The 24,567-nt window shown below is 46.8% G+C and carries 19 protein-coding genes and 2 pseudogenes; 10 read left to right on the top strand and 11 right to left on the bottom strand.

Annotated elements, in window-relative coordinates; all coding sequences use genetic code 11:
- The first annotated feature begins 300 nt into the window (after positions 1-300).
- Together QTO06_RS00940 and QTO06_RS00935 are read left to right on the top strand one after the other, a co-directional pair.
- Complete coding sequence (locus QTO06_RS00940) at positions 301-1,485, top strand: hypothetical protein (protein ID WP_331406547.1); 1,185 nt, start codon at positions 301-303, stop codon at positions 1,483-1,485.
- 264 nt (positions 1,486-1,749) lie between these two features.
- Positions 1,750-2,364: a 3'-5' exonuclease gene (locus QTO06_RS00935; RefSeq protein ID WP_045372684.1), complete on the top strand. Its 615-nt coding sequence runs from the start codon at positions 1,750-1,752 to the stop codon at positions 2,362-2,364.
- 65 nt (positions 2,365-2,429) lie between these two features.
- On the opposite strand, the gene QTO06_RS00930 is transcribed toward QTO06_RS00935, so the two are convergent.
- From QTO06_RS00930 to QTO06_RS00890, 9 genes and pseudogenes are all read right to left on the bottom strand, one after another.
- Positions 2,430-2,741: a Tir chaperone family protein gene (locus tag QTO06_RS00930; protein ID WP_331406546.1), complete on the bottom strand. Its 312-nt coding sequence runs from the start codon at positions 2,739-2,741 to the stop codon at positions 2,430-2,432.
- On the bottom strand, positions 2,741-3,055 hold the full coding sequence (locus QTO06_RS00925) for a YopT-type cysteine protease domain-containing protein (RefSeq protein WP_331406545.1): 315 nt from the start codon (positions 3,053-3,055) through the stop codon (positions 2,741-2,743). Before QTO06_RS00925 ends, QTO06_RS00930 begins: the two co-directional genes overlap by 1 nt.
- A pseudogene (locus tag QTO06_RS00920) lies at positions 3,031-3,267 on the bottom strand (MBL fold metallo-hydrolase); the annotation flags it as partial. The pseudogene QTO06_RS00920 and the gene QTO06_RS00925, both read right to left, overlap by 25 nt.
- A gap of 260 nt (positions 3,268-3,527) precedes the next feature.
- Positions 3,528-4,052 (bottom strand): GNAT family N-acetyltransferase, encoded by a 525-nt coding sequence (locus tag QTO06_RS00915; RefSeq protein ID WP_331406544.1) that lies wholly within the window; start codon positions 4,050-4,052, stop codon positions 3,528-3,530.
- Complete coding sequence (locus QTO06_RS00910) at positions 4,049-4,483, bottom strand: GNAT family N-acetyltransferase (protein ID WP_331406542.1); 435 nt, start codon at positions 4,481-4,483, stop codon at positions 4,049-4,051. The genes QTO06_RS00915 and QTO06_RS00910 overlap by 4 nt, the downstream gene beginning before the upstream one ends.
- A 17-nt stretch (positions 4,484-4,500) precedes the next feature.
- Positions 4,501-5,256 (bottom strand): class I SAM-dependent methyltransferase, encoded by a 756-nt coding sequence (locus tag QTO06_RS00905; RefSeq protein WP_331406541.1) that lies wholly within the window; start codon positions 5,254-5,256, stop codon positions 4,501-4,503.
- Positions 5,257-5,369: 113 nt separating this feature from the next.
- Positions 5,370-5,882 (bottom strand): protein disulfide oxidoreductase, encoded by a 513-nt coding sequence (locus tag QTO06_RS00900; RefSeq protein WP_038885079.1) that lies wholly within the window; start codon positions 5,880-5,882, stop codon positions 5,370-5,372.
- Positions 5,879-7,990, bottom strand: coding sequence for a protein-disulfide reductase DsbD family protein (locus QTO06_RS00895; RefSeq protein ID WP_331406540.1), 2,112 nt, complete (start codon positions 7,988-7,990; stop codon positions 5,879-5,881). The genes QTO06_RS00900 and QTO06_RS00895 overlap by 4 nt, the downstream gene beginning before the upstream one ends.
- A gap of 66 nt (positions 7,991-8,056) precedes the next feature.
- Positions 8,057-8,455, bottom strand: coding sequence for a hypothetical protein (locus QTO06_RS00890; protein ID WP_005438907.1), 399 nt, complete (start codon positions 8,453-8,455; stop codon positions 8,057-8,059).
- A 139-nt stretch (positions 8,456-8,594) separates the two neighbouring features.
- On the opposite strand from QTO06_RS00890, the gene QTO06_RS00885 reads away from it, so the two are divergent.
- Complete coding sequence (locus QTO06_RS00885; protein WP_331406539.1) at positions 8,595-9,494, top strand: LysR family transcriptional regulator; 900 nt, start codon at positions 8,595-8,597, stop codon at positions 9,492-9,494.
- 102 nt (positions 9,495-9,596) lie between these two features.
- On the opposite strand, the gene melB is transcribed toward QTO06_RS00885, so the two are convergent.
- Both melB and QTO06_RS00875 read right to left on the bottom strand, forming a co-directional pair.
- Positions 9,597-10,970, bottom strand: coding sequence for a melibiose:sodium transporter MelB (melB, locus tag QTO06_RS00880; RefSeq protein WP_005438913.1), 1,374 nt, complete (start codon positions 10,968-10,970; stop codon positions 9,597-9,599).
- A 394-nt stretch (positions 10,971-11,364) separates the two neighbouring features.
- Positions 11,365-13,482, bottom strand: coding sequence for an alpha-galactosidase (locus QTO06_RS00875; RefSeq protein WP_331406538.1), 2,118 nt, complete (start codon positions 13,480-13,482; stop codon positions 11,365-11,367).
- Positions 13,483-14,320: 838 nt separating this feature from the next.
- On the opposite strand from QTO06_RS00875, the gene QTO06_RS00870 reads away from it, so the two are divergent.
- The 7 genes and pseudogenes from QTO06_RS00870 to QTO06_RS00840 all read left to right on the top strand — a co-directional run bounded on the left by QTO06_RS00870 (position 14,321) and on the right by QTO06_RS00840 (position 24,445).
- On the top strand, positions 14,321-15,562 hold the full coding sequence (locus QTO06_RS00870; RefSeq protein WP_005438917.1) for a carbohydrate porin: 1,242 nt from the start codon (positions 14,321-14,323) through the stop codon (positions 15,560-15,562).
- Positions 15,563-15,631: 69 nt separating this feature from the next.
- Complete coding sequence (locus QTO06_RS00865; protein WP_331406537.1) at positions 15,632-16,507, top strand: MalM family protein; 876 nt, start codon at positions 15,632-15,634, stop codon at positions 16,505-16,507.
- A 90-nt stretch (positions 16,508-16,597) separates the two neighbouring features.
- Positions 16,598-19,577 (top strand): annotated as a pseudogene (locus tag QTO06_RS00860) (beta-galactosidase).
- Between the two features lie 190 nt (positions 19,578-19,767).
- Positions 19,768-20,772, top strand: a complete 1,005-nt coding sequence (locus QTO06_RS00855) for a substrate-binding domain-containing protein (RefSeq protein WP_038890032.1) — start codon at positions 19,768-19,770, stop codon at positions 20,770-20,772.
- Positions 20,773-20,905: 133 nt separating this feature from the next.
- Positions 20,906-22,237 carry a paraquat-inducible protein A gene (locus QTO06_RS00850; protein ID WP_331406536.1) on the top strand — a complete coding sequence of 444 codons (1,332 nt, stop codon included), beginning with the start codon at positions 20,906-20,908 and terminating at the stop codon, positions 22,235-22,237.
- A complete protein-coding gene (gene pqiB, locus QTO06_RS00845; RefSeq protein WP_331406535.1) occupies positions 22,230-23,876 on the top strand; it encodes an intermembrane transport protein PqiB in 1,647 nt (548 codons plus the stop codon). The genes QTO06_RS00850 and pqiB overlap by 8 nt, the downstream gene beginning before the upstream one ends.
- On the top strand, positions 23,876-24,445 hold the full coding sequence (locus QTO06_RS00840) for a PqiC family protein (RefSeq protein ID WP_045421557.1): 570 nt from the start codon (positions 23,876-23,878) through the stop codon (positions 24,443-24,445). The genes pqiB and QTO06_RS00840 overlap by 1 nt, the downstream gene beginning before the upstream one ends.
- Positions 24,446-24,567: the final 122 nt, after the last annotated feature.

The raw sequence follows: 24,567 nt of genomic DNA, 5'->3' as shown, positions 1-24,567 counted from the left end.
TAACATTGGTAATACTTCACGTTGAACATGAAGGAATTTCATGGTTTGAACAAGGAGGCATTACGATGCAGCAGCTCCTGAGCCACAAACTTATATTTGGACAAAAGTGAGTTAGCCAACACACCTTTCCATCCGACAGCAATAGCTTGCCCTTATGGGCATACTGCACTGCTCGCTGACTAATGAAGTAAGCAAATCAAAGTAGGAAAATGAGACTTGGTAAACGCCGTAAAGTCATGACTTCAGCTAACCTTACGGTTTGTTATCCTCAGCATTTTTAGTTAGCAACGGAGTTCTTTCATGAGCAATGGTCCAATCATCGTAACTCCCGAAAGCAGCGTTCAGAGGCTTCAACGAGTCGAGTTGCATACAACAGGTATCTACGATGAGAAGTGGTTACAGCAACTTATCTTTGCTAACGCTGACCTATTACCCTTTTATGAGGTTGATGCTGACTATACCGGTGCAGTACCTGTGTGTATGGAGCTTGCCACTAAGTCGGGCCGAGTGGACTGCATCTATGTGACGCCATCGGGCCGATTGGTCATCGCGGAAACCAAACTCTATCGAAATCCTCAATCTCGTAGAGAAGTGATTGGGCAGATACTTGATTATGCTAAAGACTTGATGAATTGGAGCTACGACGAACTTGATACTAAGGTTTGTGCAGTTAACGGTGGTCTGTCGCTTTTTGAATTGGTTAAGGCGGAAGGTCATGAAGTATTAGAAGCCTCATTCATTGATACGGTCCAGAGAAACCTCTCAAAAGGCCGTTTCTTATTATTGGTAGTGGGCGATGGTATTCGAGAGGGGGCTTTTGAGATAAAGGACTTTCTTAATACCTATGCATCAATGGAGTTTTCCTTTGCCATGGTTGAGATACAGATCTTCCACATGCCAGGCGAACAACTGCTCGTGAATCCTCAAGTTATGCACAAAACTGAAATTACTGAGCGCCGAGTCATTTCGATTAATCAGGTAAGTAGTGAAATTACTGAAAAGCTGGAATCCACCAACGATCAAAATGAATCAGTCACAAATAAGGGTTCTTGTCAATCCTATGAGTATTGGAGTGCATTGCTTGATTACCTTGAGCTTGAAGACTCTAGTGTTAGGTTGCCAACCCCTTCGACTCAGGGGCACTTATGGTTCGAGTTACCACCAAAGGCGCACAATAGTTGGATAACAATTTACCGCGCTAAACCCAATAAGGTGGGTGTCTTTGTGAAATTCAGAAATGACACACTTGGGCAATACTTGTTTGAGTACCTGTGTGATAGGCGAGAATCATTGATGCAACTATTGCCTGAGGGGGCCGAATTTGTGACGGATAAGCTAAAAATCTCACTCCCCGCAATCACTCTTGACTGGCAAAAAGAAGAGTATTGGAAAGAAGCGTATGATTTTTACCAGTTGCGTTTAAATCAAATCTACCCCGCCGTAAAACCTTTGCTGCTGCAAGCGCTTGATGCGTATGAAAATTAACGGTGTTTAAAACCATAGAGTGTCCAAAAAATAAAAATACAAGGTTATAGTCCTTAGACTTACTAGACACTACACAGATAAGGGAAAGTAGACCAAACCACCTCACTATGATTTGTGAGGTTGAGCGTCACTGGCACGAAACGAGACATTTATTGTTTATCTCGACTTACCCAGATTTCTCACGCAACTAACGCTCCCCCCCTCCTTCCCTTTTCCCACACTTTCAACGATACTCTGCGTCTTATTGTTCAGTTGGAAAACGTCATGCCTCAAGCTAACTCCGTTGTCGTACTCGACTTTGAAACCACAGGTCTGTCTCCGAATATGGGTGATCGCGCGATTGAAATCGGTGCGGTTAAGATCGTTGATGGCGAGGTTGTCGATAGTTTTCAACAACTGATGAATCCTGGCTTTCGTGTGAGCTCATTTATTGAGGGCTACACAGGCATTACCAATAACATGCTCCGCACAGCGCCGAGCTGCGATGAAGTGATGGCTTCGTTTAGTGAGTTTATTGCGGGTGAGAATCTTATCGCGCACAACGCGTCTTTTGATAAGCGATTTCTTGATGCTGAATTAGAGCGAATCGACTGTGGTTACTCTGGTGAGTTCGCGTGTTCTTTATTGGTAGCGCGACGTCTTATTCAAGATGCACCATCACACAAGCTGGGTGAGTTGGTTCGTTACAAGAACATTGAAAACGACGGTGTATTCCACCGCGCGTTAGCCGATGCACAGGTAACAGCAAAACTGTGGTTGCTGATGGTGGAAGAGCTTGAGCAATCGGGCATTGTCGCGCCAAGCTTTAAGTTTATGCAGACGGTAAGTAAGACAGCAAAAGGAAAAGTGGATCAGCTACTGGCTAAAAGCCGCGCTTAAACCACAAACAAGTAACGCCCAATCATGCGGGCGTTACTTGTGCCCTATAAATCTAGATCTAGGGTTTACACCGAGATCATATGAGGTCGGATATTGGTTGGCTCTGCGCTTGCTGGCGTTGGCTCTACTACAGAAATCGCCGCCTGCTTTTCAATAAGATCTTGAATAAAGCACTCTGTCCACGCCTCTAACGCTGCGACATTTAGCATCGCCATCGGTTGTTGCGACCATAGAACGGCGCTGTTTTCTTGATGCGTGAAATGAAGTTGATACTTTTGGTCAATCAACAGGCTGTAGATACCATCTTGCGCGGTTGGGTTCTCTAGGCCGTTCTTTTCGAAAAAGTGTTTAACTAGGTGATCGAATGTGGTTGTCATTAGTGGTTAGCCTCCAAGTTGACGATGCTGAATTCTCCCGATAAGCCGAATTTCGGGTCAAAGAAGGTTACTTTTTCCCCATCAACCGCGGCGGCAACGGCGTGCGCATTACTTGGACCTTCAAGGCCGAACTTCTTCAATAGCGATGTTTTAGGGCCGTTATCAACGATCTTCGCCGCAAGCTCTGCTGCACCATTTCGGCTACGGCTTGTTTGCCCATGCACACGTGATAATGCACCAAGTTCTCGGTAAGGTGATTCGATGTTGTTGCTTCTTAGCCAACCTGCTTCAAGAAGTGAGACGCTCCGTTGCAATGGTCATGATGTCGATGAGAAATAACGGCGAGATCCACTTCCTGAATATCAATATTTAGTAAAGGCGCGTTGTCGCAAAATGTTCGCCCACTACCCATATCGCACAACAGTTTGGTTCCTTGAGTATCGATATGCAGTGATAAACCGCGCTCAACACAGAGATCGGTTCTGTCCTCAACACGAGAATTATCAACGAGAGTGGTAACGATCATGGTGTCTCCTAATGACGTTGAACAGCTTTAGTGGATGAGACAATAACGAGGTTTGATGCTTGTAGAAAAAAGTAATGGTAATTGTGCGATTACACAGAGGTTTACGATATCAGTTTTTAATCACCTTCGATTCTTACTCCACTTCTAATCCACTTCGTCCATCAAGGGACCTTTTTCTGCTCCATTGATGTGGGGCATCCAGACGAGCAAGTTCAATAACGCCTAAATAACAAAGCCCAAAACACTTGTTTTGGGCTTTGTTAATCTTCCAACCACATGTCTAGGCAGTCTTGTGGATTGGCGCCGAACGCGGGAAATACCGCATACTCTTTCAACACGGCTTGTTTCTTAAATCCACATTTTTCGAGCACGCGAATACTGGCGTGATGATCAATATGAGGAGCTGTGTGAATCTCCTCGACTCCGATGCTTTTCAGATACTCAATGCCGAGCTTACACGCCTGAGTCGCATACCCTTTACCCTGATAATTTCTAGAGATCCCAAAGTGAATTTCGCTATGACTGCTTTCAGGGATTAAGACCAAGCAACCAATAGGAACGTGTGTCGCGCTTTCTTCAATTGCGAGTACCAAGATATTAGGGTGAGCCAAGTCGTACTGAGCTCGCCATCGACCGATCGCTTGTAACGTTTGAATTGAGCTTTGATGTGCTTGTCGATTGAGATACAAGCACGTTTGCTCATCACCAAGGTAGTTTTCAAACAAAGGAACGGCATCTGTTTCTTCAAGATATCTTATTGCTATATCTTGCGCTTCTAATCTCATTGGCTCTCACCTTGATACACGTCTGGGTTCCATATCTGCATAAAATTCTCGACGGGCTCGATAGGTTTAAAGCCGTACTGTTCATACAGACCATGAGCATCGCGCGTTGCAAGCATCATCCTTCGTAAACCTTCAAGCTCTGGATGAGCCACAATTTCAGAAACCAACCACTTACTAATGCCCCGCCCACGGAACTCTGGGAGCACGAAAACATCGGCAAGATATGCGAAGGTGGTTTTGTCTGTGATTAGGCGAGCAAACGCGACTTGTTGATTCGACTCAGTGAACACTCCGAAGCAAAAGGAGTTTCGCACCGCTTTATCTAGCGTGTTTCTCGGCACTCCTTTCGCCCAGTAGCTCTGTGAAATGAACTGGTGAATACAATCAAGATCCATGTCTTCAATGGCGGTACTGATGCGATATCCTTGCATAGTGTTCTCCCAATAAATCAAAGCTTCTCTGCGACGCAAATTAGGTTGTTTGAATTTTCAGAAAACTTCTCTTCTGCCCAAGAACTGTATTTCTCGGTAATACTTAACCCCGCCAGAGCAAGAAACGCTTCAATTTCAGATAACTTTCGATACTTCAAATCAATGCTTGAGTGTGTTGTTGCCCCATCTTGGTAGTGACGTTTTTTCTTCAAATAAAGGATTGCACTTTCAGCGTCATAACGTTCGCTCATTCCCATGTACTTTACTTCGCCTTTGTCGGGCAATTCATAGGTTTGCCACAGGGACATTTCAGCATCAATTTCCAAGTTATCCGGCGTTGGTAAACGGGTATCAAAGATAAAACGCCCACCTCTATTGAGGTGATTAGAAATCGAATTAAGGACGCCAACTAGCATCTCATCGGAGAGGAAAGCTTGGAAAGCGTTGCCCGTCATAATCGCCATGTCGAAGCGTTTATCGAGAGAGAATTGAGTGGCATCCTGTTGCAAGAAAGAAAGGTTATCTAATCCCTGCGCTTTTCGTTTAGCATGTTTTAACATCCCCTCGGCAATATCTATACCGACAGCATTATCGAGCTTCTTCGCGATGCGTATCGTGACAATACCCGTGCCACAACACACATCCAGTAAACTTCGAGCACACATCGCGGTAATGTGCTTTTGTATCAGTGCGATATCATCTTCGTAATGTTTATCATACTGCGCATCGTATACCATGCCTGATGCAAACTCACTGAGATCTTGTGTCTTCAAAAACAGTCCTTGTTTATTATCTACATCAAGAGCCCAAATGTAGCACGCCATACTCACCTGAACACTTATGTCATTGTAAAAGCGTGAAAAAAGTCGACGTGCTACGCATTGATTTAGGCCATCCAGATCCTTGCCAGAATGCCCATTGGGGTTGTGACGCCTGTGGTAATTGAGCTCACCTCTCCATCTTTTAACACATAGATGGTCGGAGTCACGCTAATGCTCCATTCTTGCATGATGGCGCTTTTCGGGTCATTGATGTTATCGAACTGGTAGTCTTTAGACTGCATGAACTTTTGCACCCGTTCTTGCGGGCCAGAGGCGCCAGATACAGCAACCACTTCGTAGTAATCGCTTAACCAACTCACGCTTGGGCTAACAAACTTGCATGCCGGACACCACGTTGCCCAAAAGTACACCACGACGGGTTCTTCGTGGCTTTTGGCAATCACATCGACAAATTCACCATCGGCCATGATCGCACTCAGAGGCGGTGCTTGCTCTTTAGGGATGTCTTTGGTGCGATACCAATCCATGGCGACCGAAATCACGGTCACCATAAGGACGAGTTGTAGCGCTTGACTGAGCCAGTATTTGAGCGACTTGCGCTTTTTTACTGTGTTCACTTAATCGCGCCTCCACTTGCTTGTTCGATTGCTTTCACCACTACATCGTCAGTCAGAATTACTGGCAGAGGAATCCCCTCTGGTGCTGCTGGGCCATATACGATGTTAAATGGCACACCAAAGCGACCGTGCGCACGTAAGAAGTCGGTCACTGAGCCGTTCGGATGTGTCCAATCGCCTTTCAGTGTCGCCACATTCGGGCTTTGCAACAGTGAATAAACCGGATCTTGCCAGATCACGCCGATCTTGTTGGCTTTACAAGTCACACACCAATCTGCGGTCACATCGACGAACACCACACGGCCATTCTTCACGTGGTCTGTAATCGCTTCGTTTGACAGTTTTTCCCAAGCCAAATCTTCTGGCAATGGCGTCGCCCAATGATTTGCAGTCACACTGCCTAGTACCAAACCACCAGCAATCAGAATCAATGAAACCGTGCCAGAAATCGCCAACGCTTTATTGCCATAAATGCGCTTAACACGCGCCATGATGACGATGAACGCAACTAGGCCAATCAGAATGACCCAAAATACCGGCAAGTGATTCGCCATCAATGACAACAACCACGCACTGGTTGCCAACATCATGATGCCGAATACGATTTTCACGACATTCATCCATTGGCCTGGCTTTGGTAGCTTGAGTGCAATCCCCGGGAAGATAGCCACTAAGATCCAAGGCAGTGCCATACCCAGCGCTAACGCAGTGAAGATAGCAAACAGAGTCACTACGTCTGCACCCAGTGCAAACGCCACTGCAGTGCCTAGGAAAGGTGCAGAACAAGGCGTTGCCAGCAGAGTCGCGAACATACCTTGCACGTAATGCCCAAGCAGTGAGTTATCCCCTTTTGAAGCCAACCAAGTGTTCGTTCCCGAAGACAAGCGAATTTCAAACAAACCAAGCATGTTGGCACCAAACAATCCGGTCACCAACAGCATTAGACCTAAGAACCAAGGGCTTTGGAATTGAACGCCCCAGCCGATGGCATTACCAGTGAGCTTCAACATTAAAATAAAGCCAGCCAGTAACCAAAACGACGTCAGAATACCAAGCGAAGAAGCCACGAACTGAGTGCGAATTTGACGACGCTCAACGCCTTGTGCCGCTACGATGCTGCTTAACTTCATGCCTAGAACTGGCAATACACAAGGCATGATGTTGAGAATCAAACCGCCGAGTAACGCGAACAAGAAAATGTTCACCAGTGATGTACTTGGCAAGGCTTCGGTGATCACACCGGCTTTGGCTTGCGCGGTTTCTTGCGCCAGTAAGTTGTTGTCTTTGATTGAGACATAAACCGATTGGTTATCCAGCTCTACGTCACCCAACCAAGTATTCACTAGGTAGTTGGCAGTAAGCGTATTGCCCTCTTGATGCAGCCCTTCCAATTTGAAGCTGTAATCACTGGTTGCTTCGTCGATACCATCAACCAACACTTCTGGTTTTTGCCAACCTTGTGAGTTAGTCAGTTTGATTTGTAACTTAGATTGGTTTGCATCCCAGTTCGCTTCTGTCACTTCAACAAATGGCGACGCTTGAGGCACACTGCTGACCGCTTGCGCGTAAGTGAACATCACACCTTCATCGACTTGTAGATCGGAAGGTAGGAAAGACAGTTGAATGTGGTAATCCGTCAGGACACAAATCGTTGTACATGAAGACAGCGTCAGTGTCGCATCAATCGTCACTGGTTTGTTCATGTCTTCGACGTGCAGCGTCATTGGGAAGACGGTGTCACCTTTGTAGCCTAGCGTCTCGATACCAAGCAGCTCGTATTTCTGCGGGTACGGCCATTGCCAATCCACTTTGGTGAGGTTTTGTGATTTTTCCCAATCAATAGATGGCGCAACGCCACCCTCACCCGGCGAACGCCAGTAAGTTTTCCAATCACCGGTCAGTTTGACATCAAGGTAACCAGTGAGTGTGTTGGTATTTGGATCTTGCTGTCCGGTTAAGACAAAGCGTGTCTGCACAGGTGGATGCTGCGGGTTGGTCAGCCATCCCGTGTCTGTCGTTTGTGCTTGGGCAATTAGCGAGAATAAGCTCAGTGCCAGCGTCATGATGAGCATCAACGCGGCTTGAGTCGTTTTTTTCATGTGGTTCATAGTTATTCCTAGTTAAAACAAGTGTAGAAAAAGACTGACGATTCGAAACTCGTCAGAAATCACTTGTCATTCGCGGAATACACACAGGGTGAGATGGACTCGATACTTTCGGGCTATCGGTTCGGTCCATTGTCTTTTGCTGGCGAACGCACAACAGCGCCACACGACAAGCGCGAGGATGCCAACAAACAAAACAACGACCAAGGTTTCCAGTTGTTGCTGAGCAAATTGAATCAGCTTTTCAGACAACTCACATTTACCAGATTTGTGTCCGCTCTCTGCTTTTACGATTTTGACTTCATCGCCAACGACCGCAGAAGTAGAGCTCGCGTCATATTGCATGGCACAACTGAACATCAAGCCAGAATTTTTCATCAGACACACCACAATCACCCAGCCAATTAACGCTAGGAGCCATTTGCCCTGTTGTCGTGACGCAGCAGATTGTGAGGTGGATGAATGCATTCTAACTTCGATAAATATGGAAACGCCGGAAATCATACGCAAGTTAGCATAAACCTCAAGTGGTATGATTTTTTGCGTCGCTCTCATTGGTAACTAATTATGATAGTCTTATGACTACCGTTTCCGTAAATAATTCAACATGCTCAATAAAGTTAATCTTGCTGATATTCGCTCGTTCGTTTTGATCGCTCAACTGGGTAACTTCACCAAAGCGGCAGAAGCCCTTTCGGTGTCGCGTTCTCATGTGTCTCGCCAAATCAGCGGGCTTGAAGCGCAAATGGGGGTGACCTTGCTGACCCGCACGACAAGAACGCTGCGCCTGACTCATGCCGGAGAGCGTTTCTATCAAGAATGTGAGAAGGCATTGCACGATATCGACCAAGCGTTAATCGCCGCGGTCGACGACACTCAAGAAGTGCGCGGTTTGATTCGCGTAAACTGCGTGGGTGGTTATATCGGTGAAGACATCATTGCCAAATACGTCAATGAGTTCATGTTGGAATACCCGAACATTACGGTCGATCTCGACTTCTCTTCGCCACGCATTGATTTGATTGAAGATCAGTTCGACGTTGCGATTCGCATGGGCGAGTTGGAAGACGCAGGCTTTGTCGCGCGCAAGCTGATGATGATTGATATGGTGACACTAGCAAGCCCGAAATACTTGAAGACTTATGGCGAGCCGGTCACACCAAAAGAGTTGGCCAAACATCGCACGCTAACGGGCTCAGTCACTCGTTGGAGTTATCGTAACGTTGCTAACCCGAAAGAACACAGCGATGTAATTGTGAAAGGCAATCTGCGTTGCAAGAACGGCCGCGCACTTGTGATGGGCGCACTACACGGTAACGGAATTATTCGCGTGCCATTGAGTTACTGTGACGAGGAAGTCGAACAAGGCCAACTGGTTAAAGTGATGCCGGAATGGGAGATCCCGTCGGTGCCGCTGTCCGCCATTTTCCATCGTGATCGCTACCAACCTAAACGTCTTCGTACCTTCATCGATTTCGTCAAAACCAAATTTGAACAAGAATTTTAGTGCTCTAAATACCCTAAGCTGATTACAAAAAACGCCTCCATCTGGAGGCGCTTTATCTTAGTGACTAAATTGAGTTGGGGTACTTAAGTGAAAACGTAACGATTACGCTTGTGCTGGAACGCTTTCAACTTGAGTTTGTTGCTCAGCTTCTTCTTTGTTGAAGCCTTCATGTAGATGGTAGTAACGTTGGTAAATCACGCCACTGATGGTCATCATAATTGCAGGTAGACCAATCATCATAAATTCTAGGCCCATAATGGTGCTTGCTGATTGTTCTACGTTTGGTACGTAACCCACAACAGACAGACCAACACCCACGATGAAGCCACCCGCTGCGCCTGCGAATTTCACAAGCATGGTTTGTACTGAGAAGATAACGCTCTCGCTACGACGACCTGTTTTGTGCTCACCGTAGTCCACAACGTCAGCCAGCATTACAGTTTGCAGCGCGTTCGCGATACCCACACCAAATTTAATTGCCGCACCCGCCATACCAATCATTAGCGCATTTGCTGGAGCGATGAAGCCCATCAATAGAAGAAGTACACAAGACAGAATTGGGAAGCCACAAGCGATAGGCCATAGAAGCTTACGTGGTAGCAGAGAAGCAATACGAGGGAACAAGAACACACCCGCCACTTCTGCTGCGCCTGCAACCGCCATGTAAACTGGGAATAGTTCTGCGTTACCCAGTGCGTAAGAGAAGTAGTAAATCGCGAAGCCACCAACCAATAGGTTTGCAATCTGGAAAGACAGAACCGTGCCAATTAGCGCTTTAAGCTGGTCGTTTTTACCGATGATAGTCAAAACGTCTTTGAAGCTGAATTTCTCTGCTGGTTTTGCGTTAGCTGGTGCTGCTTTCTCTTTTACGTTACGAGCAATCAAGAATGCGCTCATTACAAACAGAACCGCAATCAGCATCGCAACATTGAAGAAACCGTCGCCTTGGTTGCCGTTACCTAGCTCGCCCACGATGTGCAGACCGTAAGTACCAGTAATGAACCATGCAAGACTCGCGAACAGACGTGGCCATACCACCAACTTTTCACGTTCTTGGCGAGAGCTTGATAGCGCCGGAATCATTGACCAGTAAGGGATATCCATAATGGTGTACGTTAGACCCCAAAGGATGTATGCCGCTGCTGCGTAGATGTAAAGCGTAGTACCTTCAAACATGTGAGTACTGAAAAGGCCAACCAGTACTACTGCGTTTAATAACGTACCAATCACAATCCAAGGGCGGAATTTGCCGAATTTTGAGCGCGTGTTATCCACGATCACACCCATCATTGGGTCAGTAATCGCATCAATAATACGAGCGGCTAAGAAGATGGTACCAACGAAAGCAGCAGACAAGCCGGCTACGTCAGTGAAGTAGAACATTAAGAAGATGTAGATAGGTGCACAGGCAAAGTCTTTACCGAGTGCGCCAAGACCGTAGGACAGCTTGGTTTGTAGCGTAATTTTATCAGACATAATAGTTCCTTAGTGTCGTACTGCTATTCATTCCCCTAACTAGAATTCATAACGTCGACGTCTTTTATTTATATTTCGATGCTAATGCTACTCACACACTGAATGCCTTACTGTGATCAAAAACCGCTTTATGGAAACGTTTACAGGCAAGTTTTCAAAATGAGACATCGAACAATATTTAGGCCTATTAATGCGAGAAGAACGTGTTATTTACGTCATTTTATCAACACTTTACGCTCATAAAGCATGAGAACGATTTCAAACGACCAATTAAAACCAACGCAAAAAGCCGTACAAACCTGATGTCTGTACGGCAATAGAAAACCAATGAGAAACGATGAAATCGTCTAAATAGCTATGACTCTAAATAGGCAAGGTTCTAAATAGATAAGGCTTAGTGAATACGTTCGAACTTCACCAACATGGCACTTTCAGCGTCAAGGATTGGCATGGTTAAGCCAACCTCTTCACACCATGCGCCAGATAACTCACAACCGGATTCAGTCCAAGGCGGTTGGTAATTCACGATGTCATCGTAGTTAGACGGTTTATCCAATACCGTCACTCGATATGTCGCTTGTGAATCTAAGCCCGGTACGCGCAAATGCCCACTTAAAGAGTTCGTTGGCATCGCGAGCTGAGCAATCATCACCACGGCTTCCGATTGATCGTTTGAGACAACCGCATGAATTTGATGCGCTTTATCGTCCGTTGGGATTCGCCAAGTTCTGCCGCTATGTAGCAATGGACGCAGCATTTTGTGCAGCTTGATGTAGCGCTCAAAGCCTTCTTTTTCTGCTTGTTCTTCTTTAACTGGGTCAAGCTCAATCCCCATATGACCGAACAGCGCTGTAAGCCCACGGAACTCGATGCTGTGACGACGACGCGTGCTATGACAATGGCTTGCACCAATATGACTACCCATCACTTCTGGCGGGAAGAAATAGCTCATGCCGCGCTGAATGGTTTGACGCTCAAGTGCATCGTTATTGTCTGAAGCCCAGAATCGATGCGTACGTTTCAGAACCTCAAAATCAATACGACCACCACCTGCAGCGCAAGATTCAATCTCCACTTTCGGGTGCTTTTCACGAACTTTATCGACTAACTGATAGTAACGTTGAGTTTGGTTGTGCGCCGCAGCCTGACCTAAGTGCGCTGGCTGAACCACTTCACGGTTCATATCCCATTTGATATAAGCAATGTTGTAAGTCGAGAGGAAATGATCCAATCGCTCAAACAAGAAGTTAAACGCATCATCGTTTTGTAGGTTAATCACGTATTGGTTGCGACCAGTTGGCTGATCGTAACCGTTTACAGCCAGTAACCAATCAGGATGAGTACGGAACAATTCGGAATCTTTGTTGATCATCTCTGGCTCAAACCACAAGCCAAACTCCATGCCCAATTTATTTACGTGTTCCACAATCGGGTGCAAGCCATTTGGGTACTTAGCTTCACACAGGAACCAATCCCCTAGCCCTGCTTTGTCACCGTTGCGCCCTTTGAACCAGCCATCATCAATGATAAAGCGCTCTACACCCATCTCTGCCGACTGAGTTGCCATCGACATAATGTATTCTGGATCGTGGTCGAAGTAGATGCCTTCCCACGTATTGAGATGGATCGGGCGAGGTTTTTCGGTGAAATCACTCGGCAAAATCGTTTCGCGTACATGAGAGTGAAAGTGATGACTCATGCCATTCAAACCACAATTACTGTGGCTCGCGTACAACCAAGGCGTTGTAATACTCTCACCTTCTTTTAGCGCTACTTCACCAGGCAGGTAAATGACTTCAGCTTGCATGTAACGGCGGCCATCAGCTTTCACGTCTACGCGCAATCTGTGGTTACCACTCCATGCGAAATGGAAGCCCCACACATCGCCATTCATTTCATCAAAGTGAGTCGTACCGGCAACAAGCGCAGGATAATGCTCATGAGAAGTACGTCCACGACGGTTTTCTTGTTGGTAGCCGCCTTGCAGCAATGGCTGGCGCACCGTCTGGAATTCATGAACCCAGCGCCCGTAATAAGTCATCAACTCATTCGCACGAGCTGGCAAAGGCAATGTATTGGCAAGACGGTTCACATGATAAACACCCGCTTTTTTGTTGGTGAGCGTATGACGCGTTTTCACTACATCGTTGCTATCAAGCTTAAGCTCAGTTTGTAAACGAAGACCTGCGATTGCATCTTCGCTCGCAATCACAATACTGTCTTGCTGTTGTTCAATATGGGAGATGACAAACACTGGAGCCCAATCTTGACCATCGCGATGCCCTTCCACACCAGGGCTACTGAAAACGCCACGACCAAGCTCTGGGTGTAGAGTCATGGATACGTCGCTGTCCAAACGACCGTATGGCACGGGACGATGTAAAGCCATGCGGAAACCATTAAGGTCACCACTTACTTTTTGTCCCCAATGCAGAATCTCTGCATATTCGCCCAACTCTACAATCAATTGAGTTTGCTGACCGGTTAGCTCAATCAGTGTTTTGTCCGTCATCTTGTCTTACCTTGAAACTGGAAATTACGCTGCATCATAATGAAAAAAACAAAAGAATCTGTGAGCCACACCAAAATCATGGAAACGTTTACAGTTAATTTTTCAAACTTGTGTCATCGCCCGCTACGCCTTATTCCTTCTTATATTACGCAGCGATCAGCTCCAAAAGCCTCAGATTCTTAGGTGACTGAGTTCTTTAAAGCACTGCACGTAAAGTCAAATACAAAACTGATTTATAAGGATTTTTTGTTATTTAATTCATGGCCTTACAACAACAAAATCATAAATAAGGTTACAGACCGCTCAGTTGAACTCCTCACCTCTTGAAGTGGTTAACCGACAACCGTATTCTTGAGGCTTCGAGATTCTTTATGAAGTGTCTCTCTTGGGTCCTAACTCAAAATCCCAGTTTGACGATACCGCAAATGCTCGTGTGCAGTGCGCCCGCGAACCACTTGTTGTATATGCTTCCTTGTCTCACATGCCCAGTTGATTTCAATTGGGCTCTCTTTCCTCTTCTTCCTAACAACTTTCTTTTCTTAGCTAAAAGCCAATTAAAATCAGCACCTTAAATAGCATCAATCCAAATATCCAACCCCAAACACAGCCCAACCAAAGTAAACGATTCCAATTCACACGGTCATAAATCAATCTAAGATCCCGCTTAAAACCTCGATTTAAGAGATCGAAATCACACAAAACAGTAATAAACCCCTCATTACGACAAAAATGCCAACCTCATCATGAAAGCGTTTCCAAAGTTTATTTACACTGCGCAGCGAGTTAGGACTCAAACCAATAAAAAATAAATCCATAAAAAATAGAATGGAGACACTTCATGAAACAAAAGACGCTTGTAAGAGCGCTTGGGTTAACCCTCGCCCTAGCACCGCTTGCTGGTATGGCTGCAGTGGAGAACATCACTTACTTCGGCTACGCCAAGTGGGGCAACATTTACACCGATAACGATGAACACAATGGTGGCAAAGGTGAACGCAACGATGTGATTCGTGCTGGTCAAGGTTACGGTAACTACCGTTTGGGTAACGAACTGAACTGGTGGGAAGCGGGCCTCAAAGCCGACGTTTGGCAACAAGGCGACGCGTACTTTGATACCACACTTTACCTAGGCAGCGGCGAAAGCTGGGGCGACGTTAGCTTGATTCAAATGTGGTCGGCAGGTCATGGCCTGTTTGAAGGCCAAGCGGATGCCACCGTTTGGGCGGGCGAACGTTTTTACCGCCGTCATGAAGTGCACATGATCGACATTAAATACTGGGACACATCGAGCACAGGCATCGGTATTGAAAACTGGGATCTTGGCTTTGCTAAAGGCCACATCGCATGGATGGCGCCAAACTCTAGCGCAGATGGCCGCAGCTTGCACAACATTGACGCACGTTTAAGCGGTATTGAATTGAGCGACAGCGCAGATCTTACGGTCGGTTTGAACTACGTGTTCACGCAAAACTCTAGTTATGACGAAAGTGACATCACCACTTCTGGCGCCATGCTTTCTGCTCTTTACCGTCAAGCTTGGAACTATGGTTCAAACACATTCGCTTTCCAATACGGTACAGATGCGCTTGCGGGCGGTTTGATGAGTGCTGAAGGCGGCTCAAACCGTAAATACAACACCGGCGTTGAGCACGATGGTTACAGCTGGCGTATTTTCAACTCTGGCGATCTTAACGTGAATGAAGATTTCCAAGTGATGTACTCCATCGCTTACCAAGACAAAAACCTGGATAACAACGAAGGTGAGAAATGGTTCAGCGTAGGCGCTCGTCCTCAGTACAGCTGGACAGAATACATGGCAACCGCACTTGAAGTTGGCTACGAATCAGTCGAAGCACAAAACGGCGCTGGCACCAACGACATGTACAAAGTGACGGTGGCGCAAATGTTCCAAGCAGGCAAAGGCGTTTGGGCTCGTCCATCACTGCGCTTGTTCGCTACCTACTCAGAGAAAACCGATGAGTGGAACCGTGGCGGCGAAGTCTACGGCCATGCTCGCAGCACTGGTGGACAAAACGTCGACGAAATCACCTTCGGCTTTAACGTCGAAACATGGTGGTAATCCAAACCCGCTACTATTTATGAACCCAACGGGGTGAGTAATACGCTCACCCCACAAAGGACAACGCAGATGAAACTAAAACCGCTAGCAACTCTATTCATGGCTCTGTCTCTTGGCGCGTGCAGTGGATTACCAGAGCAAACCTTCAATACTGATTTGAGCCAACCAAAATGTTGCTCAACGTTAGATGCTTTACCTCTGACTGCCCTATCGATTCCTTTCCACCAGCAGGTGGTTATGGATGCAAATCTGCCAAGAATGAGCAGTGCGGTTTTACTTTCTTCAGATTCAGCTTCATCCAAACCGCTCCCAGTGATGAGCTATCAAATCACTTCTGACGCGCCATTCTCGCTGCTTGTTCGCTCTTATGTAGATAACAATGCGTTATTTGCTGCGAACGTTCTTATTTATGACGCGAAATGGCAGCTTCTAACCGATTACTCAGCAAAAGACTTTAGCTACCACACAACGGGCATGCGCGGCTTAGAACGTGTTGAACAAGTGATCACGGTGAACCCACAACTTAATGGCGCGAAATACGTGGTCATCGCTTCAGATTCGACACTGATTGGCACCGAATTGACTCGTAAGCACCCAGAAGAAGTCTACGCAGAAACGCAAAACGTCATTGGCAGTAAACAGCTTCCGCTCACAGCGCAGTACCAACCTTTTGGCGTTATTGATGTCACGGCGAGTGCCTCCGACAACAACGCGGTATTAACGCTTTTGGCGGAATTAGGCACACAAACCAACGACACTACAAAAGCAGAGTTAACTGCTGCCGCATCGCCTGAAGCACAAGATGAATGGACGTTGTACCAATCTCAAATCGATGCAGCGCTCAAAGACAACGACGTAAAACAAGCTGCGGCGATTGCCAACCAAGCAGCTGAGCAAGGCTTTACCCAAGCAAAAGATTATCTCGTGAAGCAATTAGCGAAATAACGCTTCACAACAAGACCAAAGACACTCTCGCTACGGGCTCAAACTCCGTAGCGAAACAAGATTAGAAACAAAAAGTTAAGTAGGAAAACCATGAAGGCATTTTCAGAAATTCTCCAAAGACGCGACTGGGAAAACCCGCAATCGGTGAACATTCACTGTCTTAAGGCTCATAGCCCTCTTTCCAGTTTCCGCGATATTGACCATGCCCGCGACGGTATTCAAGCCCAGCGTCAATCGCTGAACGGACAATGGAAATTCAAACTGTTTGATGCGCCAGAGCAAGTTGACGGCGAGTTCATCGAGTCACAATTCAATGACAAAGACTGGGATGAGATTACTGTCCCTTCAAACTGGCAAATGCAAGGTTACGACAAACCTATTTACGCCAACGTGAAATACCCATTCGAAGTAAACCCTCCGTTTGTGCCAAGTGATAACCCAACGGGTTGCTACCGCACTACCGTGTCACTTTCAGCGAAAGACTTAGCCAATACGCAGCGCATTATCTTTGATGGCGTGAACTCGGCTTTCCACCTTTGGTGTAACGGTACTTGGATTGGCTACAGTCAAGATAGCCGCCTGCCTTCTGAATTCGACCTAACACCTTACCTTGTTGCGGGTGACAACAGCCTAGCCGTCATGGTGATTCGTTGGAGTGATGGCAGCTACCTAGAAGACCAAGATATGTGGTGGCTAAGTGGTATCTTCCGCGACGTGACTCTGCTGTCTAAACCACAACACTGCATTGAAGATGTGTTCATCACACCGGATTTAGACGCGTGTTACCGCGATGGTTCACTGTCGATTGTGACTTCGATTTCTGCGCCAGACACTTACCAAGTTCAGGTGCAGCTGTTTGATGGTGAACAAGCCGTGACAGAACCTCGCATCGACCGCCCACACAACCGTCGCATTGACGAACGTGGCACATGGGATGACGTGGTATTCCAAACATTGCACGTACGCGAGCCAAAGAAATGGACAGCGGAAACACCGAACCTTTACCGCTTAGTCGTTTCACTGTTGGATGAAAATGGCACGCACCTAGAAAGCGAAGCGTACCCTGTAGGCTTCCGTAAAGTCGAAATCACCAATGGCCAATTGAAGCTAAACGGTAAGCCTTTATTGATCCGCGGCGTGAACCGTCACGAACATCACCCAGAGCTTGGTCATGTGATGACGGAAGAAGACATGATCCGTGACATCTGCTTGATGAAACAATACAACTTCAATGCGGTGCGTACGGCGCACTACCCGAACCACCCTCGTTGGTACGAACTGTGTGACCAATACGGCTTGTACGTGTGCGATGAGGCGAACATCGAAACTCATGGCATGCAACCAATGAACCGCCTATCGAGCGATCCACAATGCCATGTACGCTTGGTCTAAAAACTACGATCCTTCTCGCCCAGTGCAATACGAAGGCGGCGGTTCAAACACCACGGCAACCGACATCATTGCGCCAATGTACGCGCGTGTGAACACAGTCATTGAAGACGAAGCTGTGCCTAAATGGGCAATCAAGAAATGGGTATCACTACCAAACGAAACTCGTCCTTTGATCTTGTGTGAATACGCACACGCGATGGGCAACAGTCTGGGTAGCTTTAATGACTACTGGGATGCGTTCCGCGATTACCCTCGCCTACAAGGTGGCTTTATTTGGGATTGGGTGGATCAAGGCTTGAGCCAATGGGATGAAAACGGCCAACACTTCTGGGCTTACGGCGGCGACTTTGGCGATGAAATCAATGACCGTCAGTTCTGCATCAACGGTTTGATCTTCCCAGATCGCACAGTTCATCCAACGTTGGAAGAAGCAAAATACTGCCAACGTATGATCACCGTATCACTGCAAGAACAAACCAAAGAAGCTTGCACACTGTTGGTGACTAACGAGAACTTATTCCGCGCGACCGATAATGAGCAATTGAACTGGTCTCTGTTGGAAGATGGCAAAGTTATCCAAACGGGGTCATTGGCGCTTAACGTAGAAGCCGACAGCCAAGCAAGTATTGAGATTGCCCTTAACTTCACGCCAAAAGCGGAAGCGCAATACCACTTTAATACCGACATTACTCTGATTGCTGCAACGCCTTGGGCTGACGCAGAACACGTCGTCGCTTCTGAGCAAATGTCACTACGCAATACAGCAGGCCTTGCTCTGCCAACATTGGAAACGCAACCAGCACCAATGCTAACGCAGCAAGACAACGCCGTTTTGGTGTCTAGCTTGGATGAAAAACATCAATGGCGTTGGGATAGCCAAACTGGCTTGATGACCAATTGGCATGTCGATGGCGAAGCACAAATGCTCGCGGCACCACAAGATAACTTCTTCCGTGCGCCACTGGATAACGACATCGGCGTGAGCGAAATCGACAACGTCGATCCAAACGCTTGGATGTGTCGTTGGGATATGGCGGGTATCGGCCAGTGGGAGCGCCAATGCGTCGCTTGCCACAGTGAAACTCTGGCGCATGCGGTGAAAGTGACTTCGACGTTCGCTTACCACTTTAATGGTGAAGTACAAGCGATCACGACTTGGACGCACACCCTGAGCAATAACGGTGAGATGGCATTGGCTGTCGACGTGAAATTGGCTGATGATTTACCACCAATACCACGTATCGGTTTGGAGCTTGAACTGCCATTGAACGAGCAAAACGCGCCGATTACATGGCAAGGCTTAGGGCCATTTGAAAACTACCCTGACCGTTTGGCAGCGGCGCGCTTCGGCCAGCACACCCAAACACTTGAGCAAATGCACACGCCATACATTTTCCCAACCGATAGCGGTCTGCGTTGTGGTACGCAATGGTTGAAGGTGAACGAGTTAGAAATCTCGGGTGACTTCCAGTTCAGTGTGAGTCAGTACGCTCAGCAGCACTTAGCCGCAGCGAAACACACCAATGATTTGGTCGCAGAAGAGAAGATTTACGTGCGCCTAGACCATAAACACATGGGTGTGGGCGGTGATGACTCATGGAGCCCAAGTGTGCACAAGGAATTCCAGTTAACGGACAATCAATACGCTTACAAAGTGACATTTAAACCCGCTCAGTAATCGATTGATAACGTAAACACAAAACACGTCAGTTTGGCTTAATCCCCAAGTTTCGGCTTGGGGATTTTTTATTCAAGCTAGGTTCGATTTGCTTTAAAAGCTTGATACACCGCCACTATTCTCAATTGGGTGTTTGAGTTCATCCGCTGTGCATTGTTAAATGAAGCAAATTTCAGATCCTGAGTTCCCTATGGCTACCATCAAAGACGTCGCAAAAGAAGCTGGCGTATCCATTGCAACCGCGTCTCGCGTCATCAATAACGCACCTCACACCAGTGAATCCGCGATTGTCGCCGTCAAAGAAGCAATGACGAAACTAGGCTATCGCCCGAACGCCAATGCGCGCGCACTGGTCAGTAAATCGTCCAACGCGATCGGGGTATTGGTAAACGACGTTTCTGCGCCCTTTTTTGGCACCATGGTCAAAGCCATCGACACTATAGCCAGTGAACAAGAGAAACAGCTTCTGATTGGCAGCGGCTATCATGATGCCGTGAAAGAGCGCAACGCGATCAACTTGTTGATCAACAGCCGCTGTGAATCTTTGGTCGTACACAGCAAAGGCATGACGGATGCCGAGTTAACCACGCTCGCCAATGAAATTCCGGGCATGGTGCTGATCAACCGTATCGTGCCAGACATCGCTTCACGCTGTATTGCTTTGGATAACCGCAAAGGCTCTTACATTGCCACTGAGCATTTGATTCGCAATGGACACGAACACATCGGTTATATCTGCTCAGGTCATGATATTGAAGATGCAAGAGATCGTCGCGACGGTTATCTTGATGCTCTGCGAGATAACGGCATCAAAATTCGTGAAGAATACATCGAGTACGGCGAGCCAGATGAAACCGGCGGTGAACAAGCTATGGTGAACCTGATGGCGAAGAACACACCCATCACTGCTGTTGCTACCTACAACGACTACATGGCTGCGGGCTGCATGACCTTGCTGCAGGAAAATGGCATCCGCATTCCAGAAGATATGTCAGTGATTGGATTCGATGATGGTCATATCGCGCGCTATATTTACCCTCGCCTGACGACCATTCGCTATCCTATTCAAGTAATGGCAAACGAGGCGGTTAAGCTCTCACTTCAGTTGGTCAATAATGAAGAGACAGAGCGTACTGAACACAAATTGTTCATGCCAATTTTGGTCAGACGCTCTTCCGTTGGCAGTATCAAATAAAGCTCAAACCAGTCTCCGAGGCTGGTTTTTTCATTTAAACAGGTTAGAAGCTTGTAAAACATCCCCGCAAAAACAAGCGTCTAAGAAGAAAAAGAGTTATTCTTAGTTATTAAAAGTACGAAATAATAACTGAATGAGCACTCAACCTAATTCACGTCAACTGATCTCCTGTGAGGAGTGCGGCTTGGTCGTTCGTATCCCCGATATTGAACAAGGTCAAAAAGCCCAATGTCCTCGCTGTGAGCATTCGCTAACCAAAGTCAACGCCAAGCCGTATCAAAGCGTTATCGCTGTGTCGGTTGCGTGTCTGATCATGTTGGTTTTGAGCATCTCTTTCCCGTTTATGTCGTTTAGCGTTCAAGGTTTATCCCAAGAGATCACTTTAATGCACGCGGCGAAGATGTTGGCGGAATTTCATAACGCGCTACTCGGTGCGTTGCTGCTCGCGACGGTGGTCGTGTTGCCTGCTATCTATGTTGGTTTGATCCTCTTTCTTCACCTTGAAGCCTTAAAATCACTAAAACATCCGTTGGGTAAAAAGCAAATCCGCATGGCGAAAACGCTGTGTCGACTCTTATTCCGAGTCGAGCCTTGGCTGATGGTTGATGTATTTTTGATTGGCGTTTTGGTGAGCTTGATTAAGATTGCCTCGCTGGCAGAAATCGGTATGGGCAGCTCATTCTGGGCATTCTGTGTGTACACCGTACTGGTCGTGAAGTGTATTTCGATGGTCGACAAGAGTTGGCTATGGGGACACTTTATTCCTGCGATTGAATTACCAAACGTGAAAGAAGGTGACACACACCATAACGAAAACCACATCGGTTGCCACACGTGCCATCAACTCAATCCAATTGAAGATAAAAAGCACCAAAAGTGTCTTCGTTGTGATAGCCCAGTGCACAGATACAACCCAAAAGATAACATGCAGAAAGCTTGGGCTTTGCTGTTTGCAGCGATCATTTTCTACATTCCTGCCAATTTATATCCAATGATGTATACCGTTAGCCTTGGTCATTCCGAAGGTTCCACCATCATGGAAGGTGTGGTTCTCCTATGGCAACTGGGTTCTTACCCTATTGCAGCGGTTATCTTCTTCGCTAGCGTGTTTATCCCTATGGCAAAAATGCTGGCATTGGCGTGGCTTTACTATAACGCTCAAAAAGCACAGTACTTACCGCCGGAAGAAAGCATTTCCCGTTTAAAGGTTTATCGAATTACAGAATTTATCGGTCGTTGGTCAATGATTGATATTTTTGTTGTCGCGATTTTGGTTGCGCTCGTACAGTTGCAAAACCTAATGGCGATTTACCCCGGTCCAGCTGCACTCTCATTTGCTGCAGTGGTCATACTAACCATGCTCTCTGCAATGATTTTTGACTCGCGTTTGTTGTGGCAATTACCACAAAACGAAGCGCAGGAGCCAATGAGCAATAACTTAACTGAGAAAGCCAAATATGAGTGATGAGAACAACGCAACCGCTCAAATAAAACCTCAAAAGCAGGTCTCTGCGATTTGGATCATCCCGATCCTTGCGCTAGCGATGGGAGCGTGGATGCTGTTCCAATACATCAACAGTACAGGACCAGAGATCACGCTAAAGCTGCCGACGGCAGAGGGTATTGAAGTCGGCAAAACCGAAATCAAAGCATTGAACGTAAAGGTGGGCGTGATCACCGACGTCAAACTTAGCGAAGACTATGACCACATCATTGCTACCGCACAAATGAACAAAGACGCCGATCGCATGCTGCGTGAGGACTCTATGTTCTGGGTGGTGAAACCACGCATTGGTCGCGAAGGTGTCTCTGGCTTAGAAACACTACTATCAGGCGCTTATATTCAATTGCAACCGGGGAACTCCAAGGTAGAAAAAGAGCACTTTGATGTGCTTGACGTTCCACCCGTAGCCTCTCCCGATGCAGAAGGCCTGCGTATCGTTTTAACTCACCGTGAAGCCGGAAAACTTGGTGTTGGCGATCCCGTTATCTACAAAGGCTTTACCGTAGGTAGAGTGGAAACAACCAGCTTTGATGTTGAAACTCGTCGTGCGCTATACCAACTGTTTATTTTCAAACCATACGACAACTTAGTACGCACCAAAACCCACTTCTGGTTAACATCAGGTGTAGACTTGCAGTTAAATGCAGAAGGCTTTGAAGTGAAATTTGGCTCATTAGAAAGCCTCATTACAGGCGGTGTCACTTTTGACACCCTTCCAGGGCAAGGCGCTGGTGATGAAGTCACTGAGGACATGTTGCACTTCCGTCTTTTCGATGACGTGAAGCAAGTACGCGAAGGCATGTACGACGAATACATCCAATTTGTGATGATGTTTGAAGAATCAGTCCGTGGCCTAAAACGCAAAGCACCTGTGGAATATCGTGGTCTTCGTATTGGTACGGTAATGAAAGTACCGATGCGTATGCCAACACCTGAAGAAGATTTCTCAGCGAAGAAAATCCCAGTACTTGTGCGTATTGAGCTCGGTCGCGTTTATGAAAACCTACCATCTAGTCAACTACCAAGGTTCAAAGAGAAGCTTAAAGAAGAGTTTGCTAAGGGGCTTCGTGGCACACTGAAAACTGGTAACTTGTTGACCGGTGCGCTGTACATCGACACTGACTTCTACCCAGATGAAGAGCCATATGTGCCAAGCAAGTTTGAAGACTATGATGTATTCCCAACGAAGCAAGGTGGTTTCGCCCAAGTTCAACGCCAAGTCAATGACTTCCTCACTAAGCTGAACAGTTTACCGATGGAAGACACGTTGAACTCACTGAATAAGACACTGAAGAACTCAGAAAAAACACTGGCTTCGGCAGAACGCGTAGCGAATAGCGTGGATCGTCTCCTTAACCAAGAAGACACTAAAGCAATTCCAGCGGACATTCGTAAGAGCTTGGAGCAGTTACAAAAAACGTTGGATGGCTATGGCCCGAACTCCACTATGTACAGTGAAATGGAGTCGACGTTGAAAGAACTAGAGCAAGTGATGACTGAGTTTAAACCGGTTCTGAAGCAGTTGAATGAAAAACCAAACTCGTTGGTATTCGGTGAAGATGAAGTCAACGATCCAACCCCAGTTAGAGGGCAAAAATAATGAAACGCGGACTTTTATTGATCTCTGCCCTTTTGGCAGGTTGTAGCAGTGCACCTGAAGACTCTGGTGCTTTGTATGTCTTACCGGAAGCAAGTTCTGCTAAGGTAAGTGACACCGCGATTGCTCAGCGTCCACAGCTGGTGGTTCGCCCTGTAGAACTTGCTAGCTACCTTGCTGACAGCGGTATCGTATATCGAACCTCTGAAACAAAAATCGTTCAAGCGAAACACAATCAGTGGGCGCACAATATCTCTGAGCAAATCACACAACGCATTATTGACGAGCTGCGCATCAAGCAAAGCCAATACTGGCCAGTTGAAGTAAATAACCTGCTTGACCAAAGTGGTGAAAGCAAACTTTTACTTTCACTGAGCAAGTTTAATGGTAGCTATCAAGGCAACGCTGAAATTGAAGGTGAATGGTTGATTGTCGATGAAAACGGCAAAGTGAAAAATAGCGCACCAGTCAAAATCAACATGCCTTTGCAAGATGATGGCTATGACGCACTTGTCGATGCGCTGTCAGTGGGTTTGAATAACCTGACAGACCAAATCGCAGCCCAACTATAATCTCCCCTCCTCGCCCATTCAGTTCTCTGAGTGGGCGATTTTAATTCTCCTCTCCCTTTATTCTGAATTTTCACGCAAACCTCACTCCTCTCAAGTTCGTCACCTCACTAGCTTGATCTTGC

It is taken from the genome of Vibrio sp. M260121, assembly GCF_036533715.1.
Lineage (GTDB): Bacteria > Pseudomonadota > Gammaproteobacteria > Enterobacterales > Vibrionaceae > Vibrio.
Note: the sequence above shows the minus strand (reverse complement) of the source record. Positions and strands in the feature narration are given on the sequence as shown.